Annotated in this window: 13 protein-coding genes; all 13 read right to left on the bottom strand. The window is 59.9% G+C overall.

Annotation, left to right across the window (positions count from 1 at the left end):
* Positions 1-8: 8 nt before the first annotated feature.
* Positions 9-1,415 carry a UDP-N-acetylmuramoyl-L-alanine--D-glutamate ligase gene (gene murD / locus DXB98_RS07900; RefSeq protein ID WP_117743755.1) on the bottom strand — a complete coding sequence of 469 codons (1,407 nt, stop codon included), beginning with the start codon at positions 1,413-1,415 and terminating at the stop codon, positions 9-11.
* Between the two features lie 9 nt (positions 1,416-1,424).
* On the bottom strand, positions 1,425-2,444 hold the full coding sequence (gene mraY / locus DXB98_RS07895) for a phospho-N-acetylmuramoyl-pentapeptide-transferase (protein ID WP_117743754.1): 1,020 nt from the start codon (positions 2,442-2,444) through the stop codon (positions 1,425-1,427).
* Positions 2,445-2,447: 3 nt separating this feature from the next.
* Entirely contained in the window at positions 2,448-3,872 is a 1,425-nt protein-coding gene (gene murF / locus DXB98_RS07890; RefSeq protein WP_117743753.1) for a UDP-N-acetylmuramoyl-tripeptide--D-alanyl-D-alanine ligase, read from the bottom strand.
* Between the two features lie 127 nt (positions 3,873-3,999).
* Positions 4,000-5,700, bottom strand: coding sequence for a peptidoglycan D,D-transpeptidase FtsI family protein (locus tag DXB98_RS07885; RefSeq protein WP_369831393.1), 1,701 nt, complete (start codon positions 5,698-5,700; stop codon positions 4,000-4,002).
* A gap of 182 nt (positions 5,701-5,882) precedes the next feature.
* A complete protein-coding gene (locus DXB98_RS07880; RefSeq protein ID WP_117743752.1) occupies positions 5,883-6,353 on the bottom strand; it encodes a hypothetical protein in 471 nt (156 codons plus the stop codon).
* Positions 6,354-6,443: 90 nt separating this feature from the next.
* Complete coding sequence (gene rsmH, locus DXB98_RS07875) at positions 6,444-7,409, bottom strand: 16S rRNA (cytosine(1402)-N(4))-methyltransferase RsmH (protein WP_117734943.1); 966 nt, start codon at positions 7,407-7,409, stop codon at positions 6,444-6,446.
* A 20-nt stretch (positions 7,410-7,429) separates the two neighbouring features.
* Entirely contained in the window at positions 7,430-7,864 is a 435-nt protein-coding gene (locus tag DXB98_RS07870) for a division/cell wall cluster transcriptional repressor MraZ (protein WP_006234269.1), read from the bottom strand.
* A 462-nt stretch (positions 7,865-8,326) separates the two neighbouring features.
* Entirely contained in the window at positions 8,327-9,268 is a 942-nt protein-coding gene (gene xerD / locus DXB98_RS07865; RefSeq protein ID WP_199407159.1) for a site-specific tyrosine recombinase XerD, read from the bottom strand.
* A gap of 2 nt (positions 9,269-9,270) precedes the next feature.
* A complete protein-coding gene (locus DXB98_RS07860; RefSeq protein ID WP_055286060.1) occupies positions 9,271-10,932 on the bottom strand; it encodes a CTP synthase in 1,662 nt (553 codons plus the stop codon).
* Positions 10,933-11,110: 178 nt separating this feature from the next.
* Positions 11,111-11,449: a hypothetical protein gene (locus DXB98_RS07855; RefSeq protein WP_117743750.1), complete on the bottom strand. Its 339-nt coding sequence runs from the start codon at positions 11,447-11,449 to the stop codon at positions 11,111-11,113.
* 212 nt (positions 11,450-11,661) lie between these two features.
* Positions 11,662-13,143, bottom strand: coding sequence for a DUF1846 domain-containing protein (locus tag DXB98_RS07850; RefSeq protein ID WP_117743749.1), 1,482 nt, complete (start codon positions 13,141-13,143; stop codon positions 11,662-11,664).
* Between the two features lie 477 nt (positions 13,144-13,620).
* Positions 13,621-15,108 (bottom strand): YfcC family protein, encoded by a 1,488-nt coding sequence (locus tag DXB98_RS07845; protein WP_369831392.1) that lies wholly within the window; start codon positions 15,106-15,108, stop codon positions 13,621-13,623.
* Positions 15,109-15,246: 138 nt separating this feature from the next.
* Positions 15,247-16,242, bottom strand: coding sequence for an ornithine carbamoyltransferase (gene argF, locus DXB98_RS07840; protein ID WP_006234279.1), 996 nt, complete (start codon positions 16,240-16,242; stop codon positions 15,247-15,249).
* Positions 16,243-16,387: the final 145 nt, after the last annotated feature.

Here is a 16,387-nt window from a genome sequence, read left to right as displayed (position 1 = left end):
GGCAGCCCCTATTCCATTTGCGATTTCGCCGCAGCGGCAAGCTGGGCAACATAGTCCTTAAACACGCGGCCGCGCTCCTCATAGCCCGAGAACTCATCGAACGAAGAGCAGGCAGGAGAAAGTAAGATCACGTCGCCACGGCTCGACAGCGAGCGGGCAACGTCCACGGCGTCGCGTAGGTCATCCGCCTGGGCGATATCCACATCGCCATCGACATCGGCCTCGTCCATAGCGGCGGTGAAGCGCTCGCGTGCATCGCCAAAGCAGACGACCGAGCGTACGTTATCCATAACGAAGCGCGCGAAGTCCGTGAGCGGCGTGCCCTTATCGTGGCCGCCGAGCAGCAAGATCACATCGTCACCGGGAAATGCCGTCAGGGCCTTCTCGACCGCATCGGTGTTGGTCGCCTTGGAATCGTTGACGTAGCGCACGCCGTCAATCTCGCCACACGGCTCCACGCGGTGCTCGAGCGGCTGGAACGAGGCCAGGCCGCGGCAGACACCATCGACATCGGCACCGACTGCCAGGGCAGCCGTGGCAGCGCACAGGGCATTGATAACATTGTGATGACCCGAGATCTTGAGCTCGGATGTAGCGATGAGCGGGGTCTCGACGCCCTTCAGGCGCACGATCATCTTGCCATCGCGCACAAAGGCGACATCCTCGCCCTCAGGCTCGTCAAAGGCAACCTTGCAGATGCGACGACCCGGCGTGTAGATGTACTCATCGAACTCGTGAATGCCGGCGTCTTCGACGTCGACAACCACCAGATCGTCATCGCCCATATTGTCAAACAGTTTGACCTTGGCAAGCGCGTAGTTCTTATGGCTCTTATGCCAGCCCAAGTGGTCTGGAGTGATGTTGAGCAGCACCGCCACGCGAGGGTGGAGCTCGGTAGTCGTAGCAATCTGATAGCTCGAGAGCTCAGCCACAAACCACTCGTTGTGGGCTCGGCCGTCAATCTCGTTGACCGGCGGCTCGCCGATGTTGCCGACAGCTACGCTGGCCTCGCCGGCAGCCTTGAGCAGATAATCAGTCAGCGACGTGGTGGTCGTCTTGCCGTTGGTGCCCGTAATGGCAATCCAGTTATCGGGCGACAGGCGATAGGCAAACTCGGGCTCACCCATAATCTGGGCGGCATGCTCGTGCCCGGCCTTAAAGAAGCCCGAGAACTCCGAGATGCCCGGGCACGTCACGCATACGTCATAGGCGCCCTCGACCTGTTCGGTCCCATAGACAAACGACACACCAGCAGCCTCGAGCGCACGCGTGGCGTCATTGGGCTCAGACGTGCCGCCGCCATACACGGTAACGGCGCTTACGCGCTCGGGATGCGCCAGCGCCCAGCGGGCGACATCGAGACCGGATTTGCCCTGACCCAAAACGAGCAGGCTAAAGACATCAGCAAGAGGCATGAAAGACCACTATCCCAACTGGAAGAACAGAGCAAGGCCAACGGCACCAAAGGCCGCAGCGATAATCCAAAAACGGATGACGACCTTGGTCTCGGCCCAGCCCTTCTTTTCGAAATGATGATGGATGGGCGCCATAAGGAAGACGCGCTTGTGCGTAAAGTGGAAGTAGACAACCTGAATCATGACCGAAAGGGTCTCAAAGATAAACAGGCCGCCGATGATGAGGGAGACGACCTCGGTGTTGGTCATGATGGACGTGCAGGCAAACGCGGCGCCCAGGGCAAGCGATCCGGTATCGCCCATAAAGATGCTCGCCGGATAGCAGTTGAACCACAGAAAGCCCAAGCAGGCACCGGCACACGCGGTGCAGAAGATGGACAGGTTCACGTCTCCGTGCAAAAATGCCATGGCAGCCATGGCAAGCATGGCGATCATGGAGGTGCCGCCAGCAAGACCGTCAAGGCCATCGGTCAGGTTCACGGCATTAGAAAGACCGGCAATCATCAGCCAGCAAAAGACAATATAGAGCCACGGGAACGAATAGCCGCAGATGGTAGTCGAAAGCACGCCAAGGTCGATCGTCAACCCACCGGGAAAACGAATCTCGGGGGCGACGCCGCACCAGTTGACGGCAAGTACCGTAAAGGTGACACAGATAATGGTTAGGCCGATCATCTTGGCATGGGGCGTCAGACCGAGCGAGCGCCCATGCGTAACGGAGGTCAGGTCGTCGATCAGACCCAGCACGCCGGTCGCCAGCGTGGCGAGGAGCACGAGCACGAGCTCGGTGGTGAGCTTGCCCATCAGCAGGCAGGTCAGCGAGATCGCGACGAGGATGACAACACCACCCATGGTGGGCGTTCCCTGCTTAACCAAATGACGCTTGGGGCCGTCGGCACGAACCTGCTGGCCGATACCCTCAACCTTGAGCAGCTTGATCCACCACGGCATGAGCAGCAGCGCAATGGCGGCGGCGATGCCAAGCCCCAAAAAAGCCTGATACGTTGGATACGAGGGATTGCCGAACATGGGCTAGCACACACCTTCCACAAAGCGGTCGAGCTCAACAAAGCGGGAACCCTTGACCAGTACAACATCATGTTTTTCAAGCGCGCCGCCCATGCGGTCGAGCACCTGCTGATAATCGGAGAACACCTGGATGCGGTCCTCGTCCATGCCCATCATGCGCGCGGCCTCGGCCATAAGCTGGGCCAGCTCACCACCCACGCACGCCAGCATGTCGAGCTTTTTGGCGGCGGCATAGGCGCCCACGAGCTCATGCATGCGAGGAGCCTCATCGCCCATCTCGCCCATCTCGCCCAGGATCGCCATGCGAGACCCCGTGCACGAAAGCGAGCACAGTAGATCGAGACCGGCAGCCATCGATTCGGCGCTAGCGTTATAGGAGTCATCGATGATGCGTGCACCGCTCTTGGCGCGCTTGATCTCCTGGCGGTGCCCGGTGATCGTGAGGCCCCTAAAGGCAGCATCGATCTGCTCGGGCGTCACGCCCAGGCGATAGGCAACCGCGGCGGCCTTAACGGCATTAGGAACGAACTGCACGCCGGGGATGGCAAGCATGGTATCGATCGTCTCGCCCTGGCCAAAATCGAGCGTAAAGACCGGACGGCCCTCGTCATCAACACGAACGTCGCGGGCGCGGACCTCATCATCGTCCGAGACGCCGGCAAGCATCACGTCGATACCAGCAGGCTGGGCGAACGTATCGCGAATGAACGGCGTAAAGTCGTCCTCGCCGCCCAAAACCAGCAGCGGCAAATAGTCGCCGGCGGCGCACATGCCCTGGACAATCTCGGCCTTAGCGCGGGCGATGTTCTCGCGGCTGCCCAAAATACCGATATGAGAGGTACCGATCTTGCTCACGATGGCAAGGTTGGGATTGGCGGACTGGGACAGGCGCTCGATCTCGTGGAAATGGTTCATGCCCATCTCGAGCACCAGAACCTCGGTATCGGCCGGGGCGGAAAGCACCGTGAGCGGCATGCCGATCAGGTTATTGAAATTGCCCTTGGTGGCCCAGACACGATAGCGCTTGGCGAGTACAGCGGCGAGCACGTCCTTGGTCGTCGTCTTGCCGATGGAACCGGTAATGCCAACGACCAGGCAGCCAAGCTCCAGGCGATACGCGTGCGCCAAACGCAGCAGAAACTCCTCGGGATCATCGGTCAGCAGGATGGCACAGCCCTTGTCTTGCGCCAGCGAGACCAGCTCGGCCTCGGGCTCACGCGTCATCACGACGGCGCCGGCACCCGACTGGACGGCACGGGAAGCAAAATCATTGCCGTCGACGTTTTCACCGGGAAAGGCGACGAAAATCGTCCCTTCCTCGACCTGGCGCGAGTCGATAACGCACCCGCGGCATACCCGATCGACTTCTCCCGTCACGGTTCGGGCCCCTGTTGCGGCCGCGAGGTTGTTGACGGCGATCTCTATCATTGCAGCTCCCCTGTAAACCTAATAATGCTATTGGCGTATTGTATCCCAGCGCCGCGCATGCGTGGTGCAGGGCATGTGAACACCCCTCATATGGGACAACAAACCACGCCCCAAAGATTGTAACCCCCTACTTCGTGCGCGGGATACCCAGCACGTCGAGCGCGTTGGCCATAATGGACTGGAACGGCACCGCAGCGGCATCTGAGCCGCTCGGCGTTCCGTCGAGCGTGATATAGCACAGCACCTTGGGCGATTGCGCCGGCGCAAAGCCCATAAAGGACGACATGTAGTTCTCCTTGAGGTAGCCGCCGTTCTCGTCGGCACGTTCGGCCGTACCGGTCTTACCCGCCACGTCATAGCCGTCAACCGCACCGCCAACGCCCGTTCCCTCGGACACGACCGTCTGCATGCACGATGTCACCTGCGATGCGGCGTCCTCCGAAATCGCGCGCTCGCCTTCGCCCCAGTCCTTCTCGTCGCCTTTGCTGGACTTATAGAAGTGCGGGGTCATCATCACGCCGCCGTTGGCGATGCCGCCCACGGCACGTGCGATCTCAATCGGCGAGACAGACAGCGCCTGCCCAAAGCTCATCGAGCCCAGCGTGGCGCCGTCATACTGGTCACGCTCCTTGACGATGCCCAGGCTCTCGCCCGGAAAATCGACACCCGAGCTGTGACCGATGCCCCACTTGTCCACATAGGCGGCAAAGTCGTCGGCACCGATTTTGCGCCCCACCAGGACAAAGCCCACGTTGGACGAACGGCGCATCATCTCGCGCACATCCATGGTCATGGCATAGTCGCGCTTGTCGGCATCGGTGACGGTATCGTCGCCCACCTTGATACTCGCCGGCACCTCAAACGACGTACTCGATCGCACTACGCCCAAGTCGAAGCCGGCGCCCGCCACGAGTGTCTTAAAGACCGAGCCGGGCTCGTAGGCGTCGGTTACCAGGCGCAGGTTCATATCCTCGGTCTTGGCGTTTTCCAAATCGGTCTGGTCGTAGGTCGGATACGAGCAGGCGGCGAGAATTTCGCCGGTCGTGGGGTCGGTGACCAAAGCCGAGCCGTTCTTGGCCTTTGTCTTCTCGACAGCCTCTGCCAGAGCGTCCTCAGCCGTACGCTGGATATTGACATCGAGCGTCGTCACGATATCAACGCCGTCGACCGCAGCCACCTTTTTATAGGCACCGCCCGCGATATAGCTGCCGTCCCTCGCGCGCTCGCGTACGAGAGAACCGTTCGTGCCGGTCAGAAGCTTGTTGTATTGCTTTTCGAGACCCGTCAAGCCGTCGTTGTCTACATTCACTACACCCAGCACCTGCGATGCCAGATTGCCGTATGGATATACGCGCTTCATGGCCTGCTCAAAAAGCACGCCGGGCAGGTTCTTCTTCTCCAGCGCCGCAGCATCGTCTTCGTCCACCTGGCGCTTGATATACACCCAGGTTCCATCGGACTCGACGAGCTTACGGCAGGTCTTTTTATCGATTCCAGTTGCCTTGACCAGCGCCGACACCGTCTTGTCAACATCCTCGACAAGCTGCGGGTTCACGGCGATGTTGCGACATTCGACCGACGACGCCAGCACGTTACCATTGCGGTCGTAGATGGTGCCACGTTTGGCATAGAGGGTCTGCGCAAGCAGGCGCCGCGCATCGGCACGCTCGCGCAGTTTATCGGCTTCGACAATTTGATAGTCGGCAAGGCGAAAGACGCCCAAGCCCAAGCCAAGCCCAATGAATCCCATGACGGCTTTGCGGCGAGGCAGCGGCGTGCCTGTGAGCCATTCGGTCGACGAACTCTTGCGCGACCTGGTGTTATGCACTTGAGGGCCGCCCGAACCGCGAAGTCGCGACGCCGGGTCGTTGCCACGGGACCGCCCGGCGTTGTAAGATTGCCGACCCGTTCCTTGATAACCAGAACGTCCCCGCGACGAGGGACGTCCAGAACCGCGGCCCCCATCGGAACCGCGGCGATAGTCATTTGTCATACTCAGCTACCGTCTTGCTATTGAGCGGTCGCGGTCGCGTTGACGCCCGCGGCTGCATCCTGCGAAAAGTCAAGTGTAACGCTCTCGCTGGGCTCCACCATGCCATAAGCGCCCGCAAGGTCGCGAATGCGCGTGTCGGCGCCATAGACCGAATGCATGACCTCCAGGTCGGAACTCTCATCGGTCGCCTTTTCGAGCGTGTTGGTTAGCTCGGCGTTGCTGTTGAGCACCTGGGCCGTAACGCCGGCGAGCGCCACGCGGGCGACGCCGATCGTCATGAAGATAGCCGCAATGATGCAAAACGTTTTAAGAACGCTCATGAAAACCGGGCTTACCGCCTGGTTTGCCTGACGGCCCGCGCCCGTGTAGACATCAAAGCGCGGCGTGCGCTGCTCACGGGGAGCAACGGGGGCCTGCGGCGTCTCACGATAGGCGGGCATGGCGTTCATATCATAGGCAAGTGCTGCGCTTGAAGTGTTGTAGCCCATGATATGCCGCCTCCCATCCCGAGTACGTTGGTAGTGTGTTTAAGCTTCGTTTATGGTGCGAGCGGGAGGTCCAATATCGCGCGGTCACGCCTACAGACGCTGCGCCACGCGGATTTTGGCTGATCTCGCCCGAGGGTTGCGCTCAACCTCATCAGGCTGGGCAACCAAGGGTTTGCGGGTGATGGCCTTGAGTATCGGCACGTTGCCGCACACGCACACCGGAATCTCCGGCGGACACGTGCACCCCTGGCTCATCTCCTTAAAGTGGTTCTTTACGATACGGTCCTCGAGCGAGTGATACGAGATGACGCAGATACGTCCGCCCGGGTTGAGCCACCTGGTGGCGGCATCAAGCCCTCGTTCGAGCACATCGAGTTCGTGATTGACCTCGATGCGAATGGCCTGGAAACTTTTCTTGGCCGGGTGTCCGCCATGCCGACGAGCGGCAGCCGGGATACCCGCCTTGATGATCTCGACAAATTGGCCGGTGGTTTCGATCGGTTCTTGCTCGCGGCGGCGCACAATCTCGCGCGCGATCTGCGAGGCGAACTTCTCTTCGCCGTAGACGCGTAGAATCCGGGCGAGGTCGTGTTCGTTATAGGTGTTGATGACCTCAGCTGCGTTTAAGGTGTTATTACCCGGATCCATCCGCATGTCCAATGGGGCGTCCTCGTTATACGAAAAGCCCCTGCCAGGGATATCGAGTTGCGGTGACGAAACGCCCAAATCGAACAGGAAGCCATCGACCCCGGGCACCTCGGCCGAGCAAAGCAGCTCGTCCAAGTCACCGAAGTTGCCCTTCAGCAGCTGGTGCGGAACGCCGGGAACCTCGCGGTCCAGACGGGCGCCAGCGGCCTCGAGGGCCATGTCGTCCTGATCGACGCCGAGCAAAAGGCCCGTCTCCCCCACCTGCGCAGCCATCTTTACCGAATGGCCGGCACCGCCAAGGGTGCAATCGCAGACAACGGAGCCGCTCTTTAGCCGCAGCGACTCAAGCACTTCGCCGAGCATGACAGGTTCATGCCGATATTCTTGTGTCAAGATCCCACGCTCCATCCGTTACCCGTGCCTTGCCCTTACGAGAAGAAGAGGTCCAGCAGGGCCTCGTCGTCATCGTCCTCATCGGCCGCGGCGCGATCCCAAACCTCAAGGTGGTCGTAGTTGCCCACAACCGTGACCTCGCGGTCGAGGTTCGCCTGCTTGCGGAGAGACTCGGAAAGACCGATACGACCGGCGCTGTCCACGTCCATCGACGTGGTGCGCTTGTTGATCGCCCTCATGAGCTTCTGGTCGTTGATGTCGCGCGGGTTAAAACCCTCGTGGCCCTCACGACCCGCGAAGAGTCCTTCGACCCACTTATCGAAGGCCTCGGCAGAGAACACGTACAGAGCATCGACATCCAGGGCTTTGAACACGCGAACGTGCTCTCCAAGCTCCTCGCGAAGGGGTGCAGGCAGGGACAGACGGCCTTTTGCATCGAGATTGCGCTCGTATGCGCCAGTCATTCCCATGTGCGCCCTCCCCTCGGTTGCTCAGATGGCACGTACGCGGGGAACCACCCCGCCTGTCGACGTCATTAATAATATGGGGAACCACCCCATTTTTCAACACCTTTCCCCACCTCTTCCCCCACTCCGCCCCACCACTCCACCCACCATATATTGCAAAACACCCCCAATCATATGTTCGAAAACACAATATGTTGTGTTTACAGCAACGGCGGGATGCCACCTGTGGCACCCCGCCGTTCAACCTCAACCTTCAAGTTGACCTTGAGGCGATTTTTGCGTCCCTTTACATGCCGTTCACATCGCCCCCAAACTCCCCCACCCAAGGCACGTGCGGCCCACCACCGCGACGACATGTGGCGAAAAATAGAACGGGCCCCAGATTGCCCATGCGCGCGCAAAAGCACGCCGCGGCAATCTGGGGCCCGTCCTCAAATACCTATAAATTTGCAGGTCAGCGATGTGCTAACGATGCGCCAGCGGGTGCGCCGCCAGATAGACCTCGGTCAGTTGCGTACGATCGACATGCGTGTAGACCTGCGTGGTCGATATATCGGCATGCCCCAAGATCTCCTGTAGCACACGGAGGTCTGCGCCGCCCGCAAGCATATGGGTGGCAAAGGAGTGACGCAGCGTATGGGGATGGAGCCCCACCAGCCCCACCTGGCGCCCATAGCGCTCACAGATGGCATGGATGCCCTGGCGCGACAGACGGCGGCCGTTCTTATTTAAAAAGACCGCCGAGGTCTCGGTTCCGCGGGCATGGGCCGCCAAGCGAGAACGCCCCTCAGTTACATAAAGCGTCAGAGCTCGCGCCGCGCTTCCCACCAGCGGGGACAGGCGTTCCTTTGAGCCCTTACCGCGAACGAGCACAAAGCCATCGTCGATATGGATATCGCCCACATCGAGCCCCACCAACTCGCTCACACGCAAACCGCATCCGTAGAGCACTTCCAAGATGGCATGGTCGCGCAAGCCCATCTCGCCCTCGGGGAAGTCTTGATCGAGCAGCGCCGAGACATCCTCCACCGATAGATACTCCGGCAAACGCTCAGCCTTTTTAGGCAGGCGCAACGCCGCCGTCGGGTTTTGGGCCACGGCCCCATCGCGCACCAAAAAGGCATGCAGGCCCTTCACTGCCGCAAGCGCACGCTCCACCGAGGCATCGGAATAGCCTCCGTCGCGGCGATCGGCGACAAAGCCCTCCACGACCTGACGGGTCACCTCTTCAAAAGACACAATACCCGCCCGCTCCAGATAGGCGCAGTACGTCGTCAGGTCACGACGATAGGCCACAATCGTGTTGCGCGCCAAGCCCCGCTCGACCGCGAGGTAATCGAGATACTCCCCCACCGCCACGGCGAGCGACGAGGGAGTAGCTTCGGTATGTTCCTTATTCGCCGGCACCCTTAGTCCGTAGCGAGGTTCATGGGTGTCACCTGCAGACGGTCGACACCCTCGTGCTGGCCGATCGAAGCGCGCACGAACTCGCGGAACAGCGGCTGCGGGTTGGTCGGGCGGCTCTTGAACTCGGGATGAGCCTGGGTTGCCACATACCACGGATGCACATCGCGCGGCAGCTCGACCATCTCGACCAGGCGCTCGTCGGGCGAGAGGCCAGAGATAACCAAGCCGGCGTCCTCGAGCTGGTCGCGGAAGGCGTTGTTGAACTCAAAGCGGTGACGGTGACGCTCGTAGACGAGTTCCTCGCCATATGCCTCGCGAGCAAGGGTATCGGCGGCGAGCTTGCACGGATAGGCGCCCAGGCGCATGGTGCCGCCCTTCTCGGTCACGTCCTCCTGCGAGCTCATCAGATCGATGACGCTAAACGGGCCGTCCGGATCGAACTCAGAGGAGCTGGCGCCGGCAAGGCCGACGACGTTGCGGGCGAACTCGCACACGGCCACCTGCATACCCAGGCAAATACCCAGATACGGAATCTTGTGCTCACGGGCAAACTCGGCCGCGAGGATCTTGCCCTCCAGGGCGCGCTTGCCAAAGCCGCCGGGGACCAGGATGCCCGAGGCGTCGCCCAAAACCTCGGAGACATTCTGCTCGTCGAGGCTCTCGCCGTCGACCAGCTGGACGTCCACATGGCGATCGTAGAAGACGCCCGCATGGTGCAGGGCCTCGATAACCGACAGGTACGCATCGGGCAGCTGCGTGTACTTACCCACGACGGCGATCTTCACCTTGTCGGCGTGATGGTTGGCGTGATTCTGTTTGCGCAGGAACTCGTTCCACTCGCTCATGTCGCGCTCACGCGGATCCAGACCCAGGCGCTCGCAAATGCGCAGGTCAAAGTCCTGCTCGGCGAGCAGCTGCGGAACATCGTAAATGCTCGCGCAGTCCTCGTTGGTAAAGACGCAGTCGGTGTCGACGTCACAGAAACTCGCGATCTTGCCGCGGATGGCGTCGTCAATATGGTGATCGGAGCGTAGCACGATGATGTCGGGCTGGATACCAAAGCTGCGGAGCTCTTTGACGGAGTGCTGTGTGGGCTTGGTCTTGACCTCGTGGGCGGCGGCAATATAGGGAACGAGCGACACGTGGATGTAGCAGACGTTCTCGGGGCCGGCCTCCTTGCGGTACTGACGGATGGCCTCGACAAACGGTTGGGACTCGATGTCGCCGATCGTGCCGCCCAGCTCGGTGATGACTACATCGGAGCCGGTCTGCTCCTCGATGCGGCGAAACTTGTCCTTAATGGCATTGGTGACGTGAGGAATCACCTGCACGGTACCGCCCAAAAAGTCGCCGCGACGCTCGCGGGCGATTAGGCTTTTGTAGATGGCACCGGTCGTAAAGTTGGAATCGCGGGTCAGGTTCTCATCAATAAAGCGCTCGTAATGACCCAGGTCCAGGTCGGACTCGTAACCGTCCTCGGTCACGAAGACCTCACCATGCTGGAAGGGGCTCATGGTACCGGGGTCGACGTTCAGATACGGGTCGGCCTTTTGCATCGTTACTTTGTAGCCACGCGACTTGAGCAGACGGCCCAGCGAGGCCGCGGTAATACCCTTGCCCAGGGACGAAACCACGCCACCGGTTACGAACACATGCTTGGTCATATTGAGTTACCTGCGCTTCCCGTAGAAGTTGTTTATCCACATCTTACGGGTCTTCATTGTAATACTCGCGCCGCGGACCGTTCGCAATTTTTCTCGCGTGCGATTGCATTTCTCAGTCTTGAAACAAAACGCCGCCCGGTGTCCCAGGCAGCGTCGCTATGGCAAGGGCTACACGCTGCTATCGATCAGCAACCTCGTCCTCAAGCATTTCTTGAACGAGCATACCGGTACGGACGCCCTCAAGATACCACTCGCCACGTTCGGTGAGGCAAATGCCATTTGCAAGCTGACCGCCGTCGTCGCTATAACGCGAGACGATATCAATCATGCCTTCGGAATCCAAGCGATCGATTGCGGCGCGGGCACGATACGGCGAAACCCCCACGCACTCGGCAAGCGTTTTGCGCGAGAAACCATACGGCCCGCCATTGTCTTCGGTTTGCTGGTCGATCTCCATCAACACCAGCACCTCGACACGCTTCATATCGTTGACACTCGCACGACCCTTGCCCGCCATAGCAGCCTCCTCAAACCGAGCACGAGCATTTAACGCGCCGTGCGCGACCGGCGTATCCCGCAAAGGATGTTACATCAGCGTTATTGTATACCGCTCAAATCACTTTTAGGCAGGTAAACGGGCTATTTTTAACCCAAACAAAGACAATGTTGATAAATTAAGCCGCATAGGGCATATACCCCATGCGGCCCAATCAGACCAATCGTCTCGTTTTAGCGGTGAAAGAATCCACGACGCTCGAATTTAGGCTCGCAGCACACGTTGATGCCCAGCTTGCGCAGCACCGTCTCATCAGTCGGCGAGATGATAACGCTAAAGAAGGCGTCGCAGCCACGGAGCTGCTCCAGGCCCGAAAGGACACGGGCGGCAGTCTCGCTCGTAGCCGAGGTGATCGACAGCGCCATAAGCGTCTCGTCGGTATGGAGGCGAGGGTTTTTGCTACCCAGGAAATGCGTCTTGAGCTTGCTGATGGGCTCGATCGCCTCGTCGCTGATGACTTCGAGCTCTAGGTCCACGCCCGAGACATGCTTGAGGGCGTTCATGATCAGCGAGCTCGCGGCACCCAGGCGCGTTGAGGTCTTACCGGTCACAACAGAACCGTCCGGCATGACCATGGCGCCCACGGGACCGCCCGTCAGTTGCTCTCTGGTGAGGGCAGCCGAGCGCGCCGGCGAATAGTTCTTATCGATGCCGGCCTTTTTCATGATGAGTTTGAGACGATCGACCTGTTCGTCGCCCACGCCGGTACGGCGCACGCTTTCAACTGCGGCAAAATAGCGGCGCACGATCTCCATCTTGGAGGCATCACGGCAGGCATCGTCGTCGGTAATGGCAAAGCCAACCATGTTAACGCCCATGTCCGTAGGGCTCTGATAGGGGCTCTCGCCCAGAATCTTTTCCATAAGGGCGCGAACAACCGGGAATGCCTCAACATCACGGTTGTAATTGACCGTGGTCTTGTTGTAAGCCTCAAGATGGAACGAATCGATGATGTTGGCATCGTCAAGGTCTGCCGTGGCGGCCTCGTAGGCGATATTGACCGGATGCGTCAGAGGAAGATTCCAGACCGGGAAGGTCTCGAACTTGGCATAGCCAGCGGCGGTACCGTGCTTATGCTCGTGATACAGCTGCGACAGGCAGGTGGCAAGCTTGCCCGAGCCAGGGCCGGGTGCCGTCACGACAACGAGCGGACGCGTGGTCTCGACAAACTCGTTCTTGCCGTAGCCTTCGTCAGAAACAATCAGATCGACATCGTGCGGATAGCCCTCGATGGGATAATGCAGCTTGGCGGGAATACCGAGCGCGTTCAGACGATTGCGGAAGACATCGGCAGCGGGCTGGCCGGCATACTGCGTGATTACCACGGCGGCAACGGCAAATCCATTCCCTCGGAACAGATCGACCAGGCGCAGGACGTCTTCATCATAGGTAATACCCAAGTCGCCACGGGCCTTGTTCTTCTCGATATGGTTCGCATTGATTGCAATGATGACCTCGACGTCATCGGCGATGCTCTTGAGCATGCGAAACTTGCTGTCCGGCTCAAAGCCCGGCAGCACGCGGCTGGCATGATAGTCATCGAACAGCTTGCCGCCAAACTCCAAATACAGCTTGCCGCCAAACTGCGAGATGCGCTCCTTAATATGAGCAGCCTGCAGCGCGATATACTTCGCATTGTCGAAACCCTGGCGCATGTATGGCTCCCGTCCCGTTTCCCAATTAAGTTCCTACGCGATTATAGCGGAGCCTGCCCCTCCCAAAGGCCAGGCCAACAACGGGCACCAACCAAACACGCCACCACGCAACCGCAAGGAACCCGGGTAGTCTATTTGGGACGGCACCACCTTGCACCAACAATAGAAACGTCGCAGAAAGATGCAACGTCAGCGAGCGCCGCCCAGAACGAACAAGTTGGCATGAAAAAGGCAAGGCATAGACCTTTTGGTCATGCCTTGCCTTTTGAATGACAAATTGTCGTTCTGGACGGCGCGCAGCGTCGACTGGTTGCGCGGTTCATAGAACCGCGCAACCTAAGTGCGCCTCCCCCCGCGCACGGAACGGGAGGAGGCTAAAGGTAGGAGTCTACCGGTGGGGTTACCCCACCGGACAGACGATGACCAGGTGATCCTTTACAGGATCGTCATGGTTTCCGTGGGGTACCCAAGGGGTACTTAGAGCATCACGCAAGCGATGGTCAGGATGACGGCGCAGACGACGGAGAGAGCGACGATGAGCTTAAGAGCAAACTTGAGCCAGGTCGTCCACTCGATCTTGGCCAGGGCAAGACCGCCCATGATGGCGCCGGAGGTCGGGGTGAACAGGTTCACGACGCCGATGGCGGCGGAGAAGATCATGACCATGACCTCGGGCGAGAAGCCGAGCTTAACAGCCAGCGGTCCCATGATGGGCATGGAAACGGTGGCCATACCGGAGGTCGAGGGGATCAGGAAGGACAGGCCAAAGTAGACCAGGAAGCTCATGGGAGCGAAGATCACGCCGGACAGGCCAGCCAGAGCATTGGCGGCAGCGTCGAGGACGTAGACGTCGAGGCCGGTGCTAGCCATGAGGACGGAGATACCACGGGCGAGAGCGATGACGAGGACAACGGACATCATGTCGGCAGCGCCGGTGATGAAGGTGTTGACGATCTGCTTCTCGGACAGGCCACCGATGATACCGATCAGGATAGCCATGAGGAAGAACCAAGTGGAAGCCTCGTCGAAGTACCACTGGCCAATGGGCAGGCCGGTGATCAGGGCAGACCAGCCCTGAACGATGGCGTTACCGTCGGCGTCATAGACAGCGCCAGCATCGAAGAAGTTGGCGACGCCCTCGTTGAGGTCGGCCAGCGGGATGAAGCCGACGATCATGACGACGAAGGTGAAGGCAAAGGCGATCAGAACACCCTTCTGACGACCGGTGAGCTTGACCTCCTTGTTAACCTCGGAAGCAGCCTTGCCGTGAGCCTCTTCGGCGTCCTTGAGCTCCTGCATCGAAAGGATGGTGGAGCCCTTGTCGGCCTTGACCTTCTTGGCATAGCTCATAACGAAGACGATGGACATGGCGGTGGTAACGATCCACAGGACGGCACCGAGGCCGATGATGATGGACTGGTTGACCTCAATGCCAACGCCGGTCAGAGCATCGACGGCAGCGCCGACGGCGAACGGGTTAACCGTGGAGCCGAGGCAGCCGCAGCCAGCGCCGAGCAGGACGGTAGCGGCGCCGACCATGGGGTCGAAGCCAGCAGCCATCATGGTGGCGGCGAGCAGGGCGTAGAAGGGAACGGTCTCCTCGCACATACCATAGGTGGTACCACCGAGGGAGAAGATGAGCATCAGCACGGGAATGAGCATGATCTCGTTGCCCTTAAGCTTCTGCACCAGAACGGCAATGCCGTTGTCCAGGGCGCCGGTCTCGGTCATCATGCCGAGGAAGCCGCCGAGGATCATAACGAAAAGGCAGACGGGCAGAGCGTCAGCGAAGCCCTTGACCGGGGCGGTGCAGAAATCGCTCAGACGGGCAGCGGTAACCGCGCCGCCGGACGTACCGGAGACGATAACGGTAACAACCGCGACAATTGCCAGCAGAGCAAGAAGAATGGTGAACGATGAAGGCATACCGCGCTTTTTCTTAGCGGTCTCAGTCATAGTTCTCATCCCCCCTTCATAAATCATTTACTGATCTCGCCCAAAGCGGCTCTTCCGTGCCGTGCATGTCGCTCGGTGCGAGATTTTTACCAGACAAAAGCGCTCGGGGTGCGCAGCAATGCACCCCGAGCGAGATGCTAGATGCTCTTACTTGAGCGTAGCGTACATGACAGCCTTGATGGTGTGCATGCGGTTCTCGGCCTCGTCGAAGACCTTGGAAGCGGGGCTCTCGAAGACCTCGTCGGTGACCTCCTGCTCGGTGATGCCGAACTGCTCGCACTTCTCGGCGCCAATCGTAGTGTTGGTGTCGTGGAAGCTGGGCAGGCAGTGCAGGAAGATGGCACCCGGGTTGGCCATAGCCATGACCTCGGAGGTGACACGATACGGGGTGAGCTGAGCGATGCGCTCGGCCCAGACCTCGTCGGGCTCGCCCATGGAGACCCACACGTCGGTGTAGATGACGTCGGCACCGGTGACGCCGTCCTTGACGTCGGTGGTCAGCTTGATGGTGCAGCCGTTGGCCTCGGCGATGGGCTTGCAGGCCTCGATGACGTCGTCAGCGGGCATGCACTCCTCGGGGCCGCAGGCCACGAAGTTCATGCCGAGCTTGGAGCAGACAACCATGAGGGAGCGAGCGACGTTGTTCTTGCAGTCACCCATGAAGACGAGGGTCTTGCCCTTGATGTCGTAGTTGAAGTTCTCCTGGACGGTCAGGATGTCGGCGAGCATCTGAGTGGGGTGCCACTCAGTGGTCAGGCCGTTCCACACGGGCACGCCGGACTTAGCGGCGAGCTCCTCGACGTCGTCCTGGGCAAAGCCACGGAACTCGATGCCGTCATACATGCGGCCGAGAACGCGGGCGGTGTCCTCGATGGACTCCTTCTTGCCCATCTGGGACGAACCGGGATCGAGGTAGGTGACGCCCATGCCCAGATCCATGCCGCCGACCTCGAAGGCGCAGCGGGTACGAGTGGAGGTCTTCTGGAAGAGCAGGACGATGTTCTTGCCCTCGAGATAGCGGTGCGGAACGCCAGCGCGCTTCATATCCTTGAAGTTCTTGGAGAGCTTGAGCAGGTACTCGATCTCCTCGGTGGTGAGGTCGAGGAGCTTGAGGAAGCTACGGCCGGAGAGGTTAACGCCCATGGTTCGAATCCTTTCGAAGAAATGAATTACGTAAGTATTAGTGTTGCCCGTTTGACGGGCGAAACCGGTGCGGTTGTAGGGAGACCGCACCGGAAACGAAAAGACTTAGAGGTCCTCGCGCCAGAAGGGCATGCTCATGCAGCGC

Source organism: Collinsella sp. OM07-12, from assembly GCF_003438275.1.
Taxonomy (GTDB): Bacteria; Actinomycetota; Coriobacteriia; order Coriobacteriales; family Coriobacteriaceae; genus Collinsella.
This window is presented reverse-complemented; position numbering and strand designations above follow the sequence as displayed.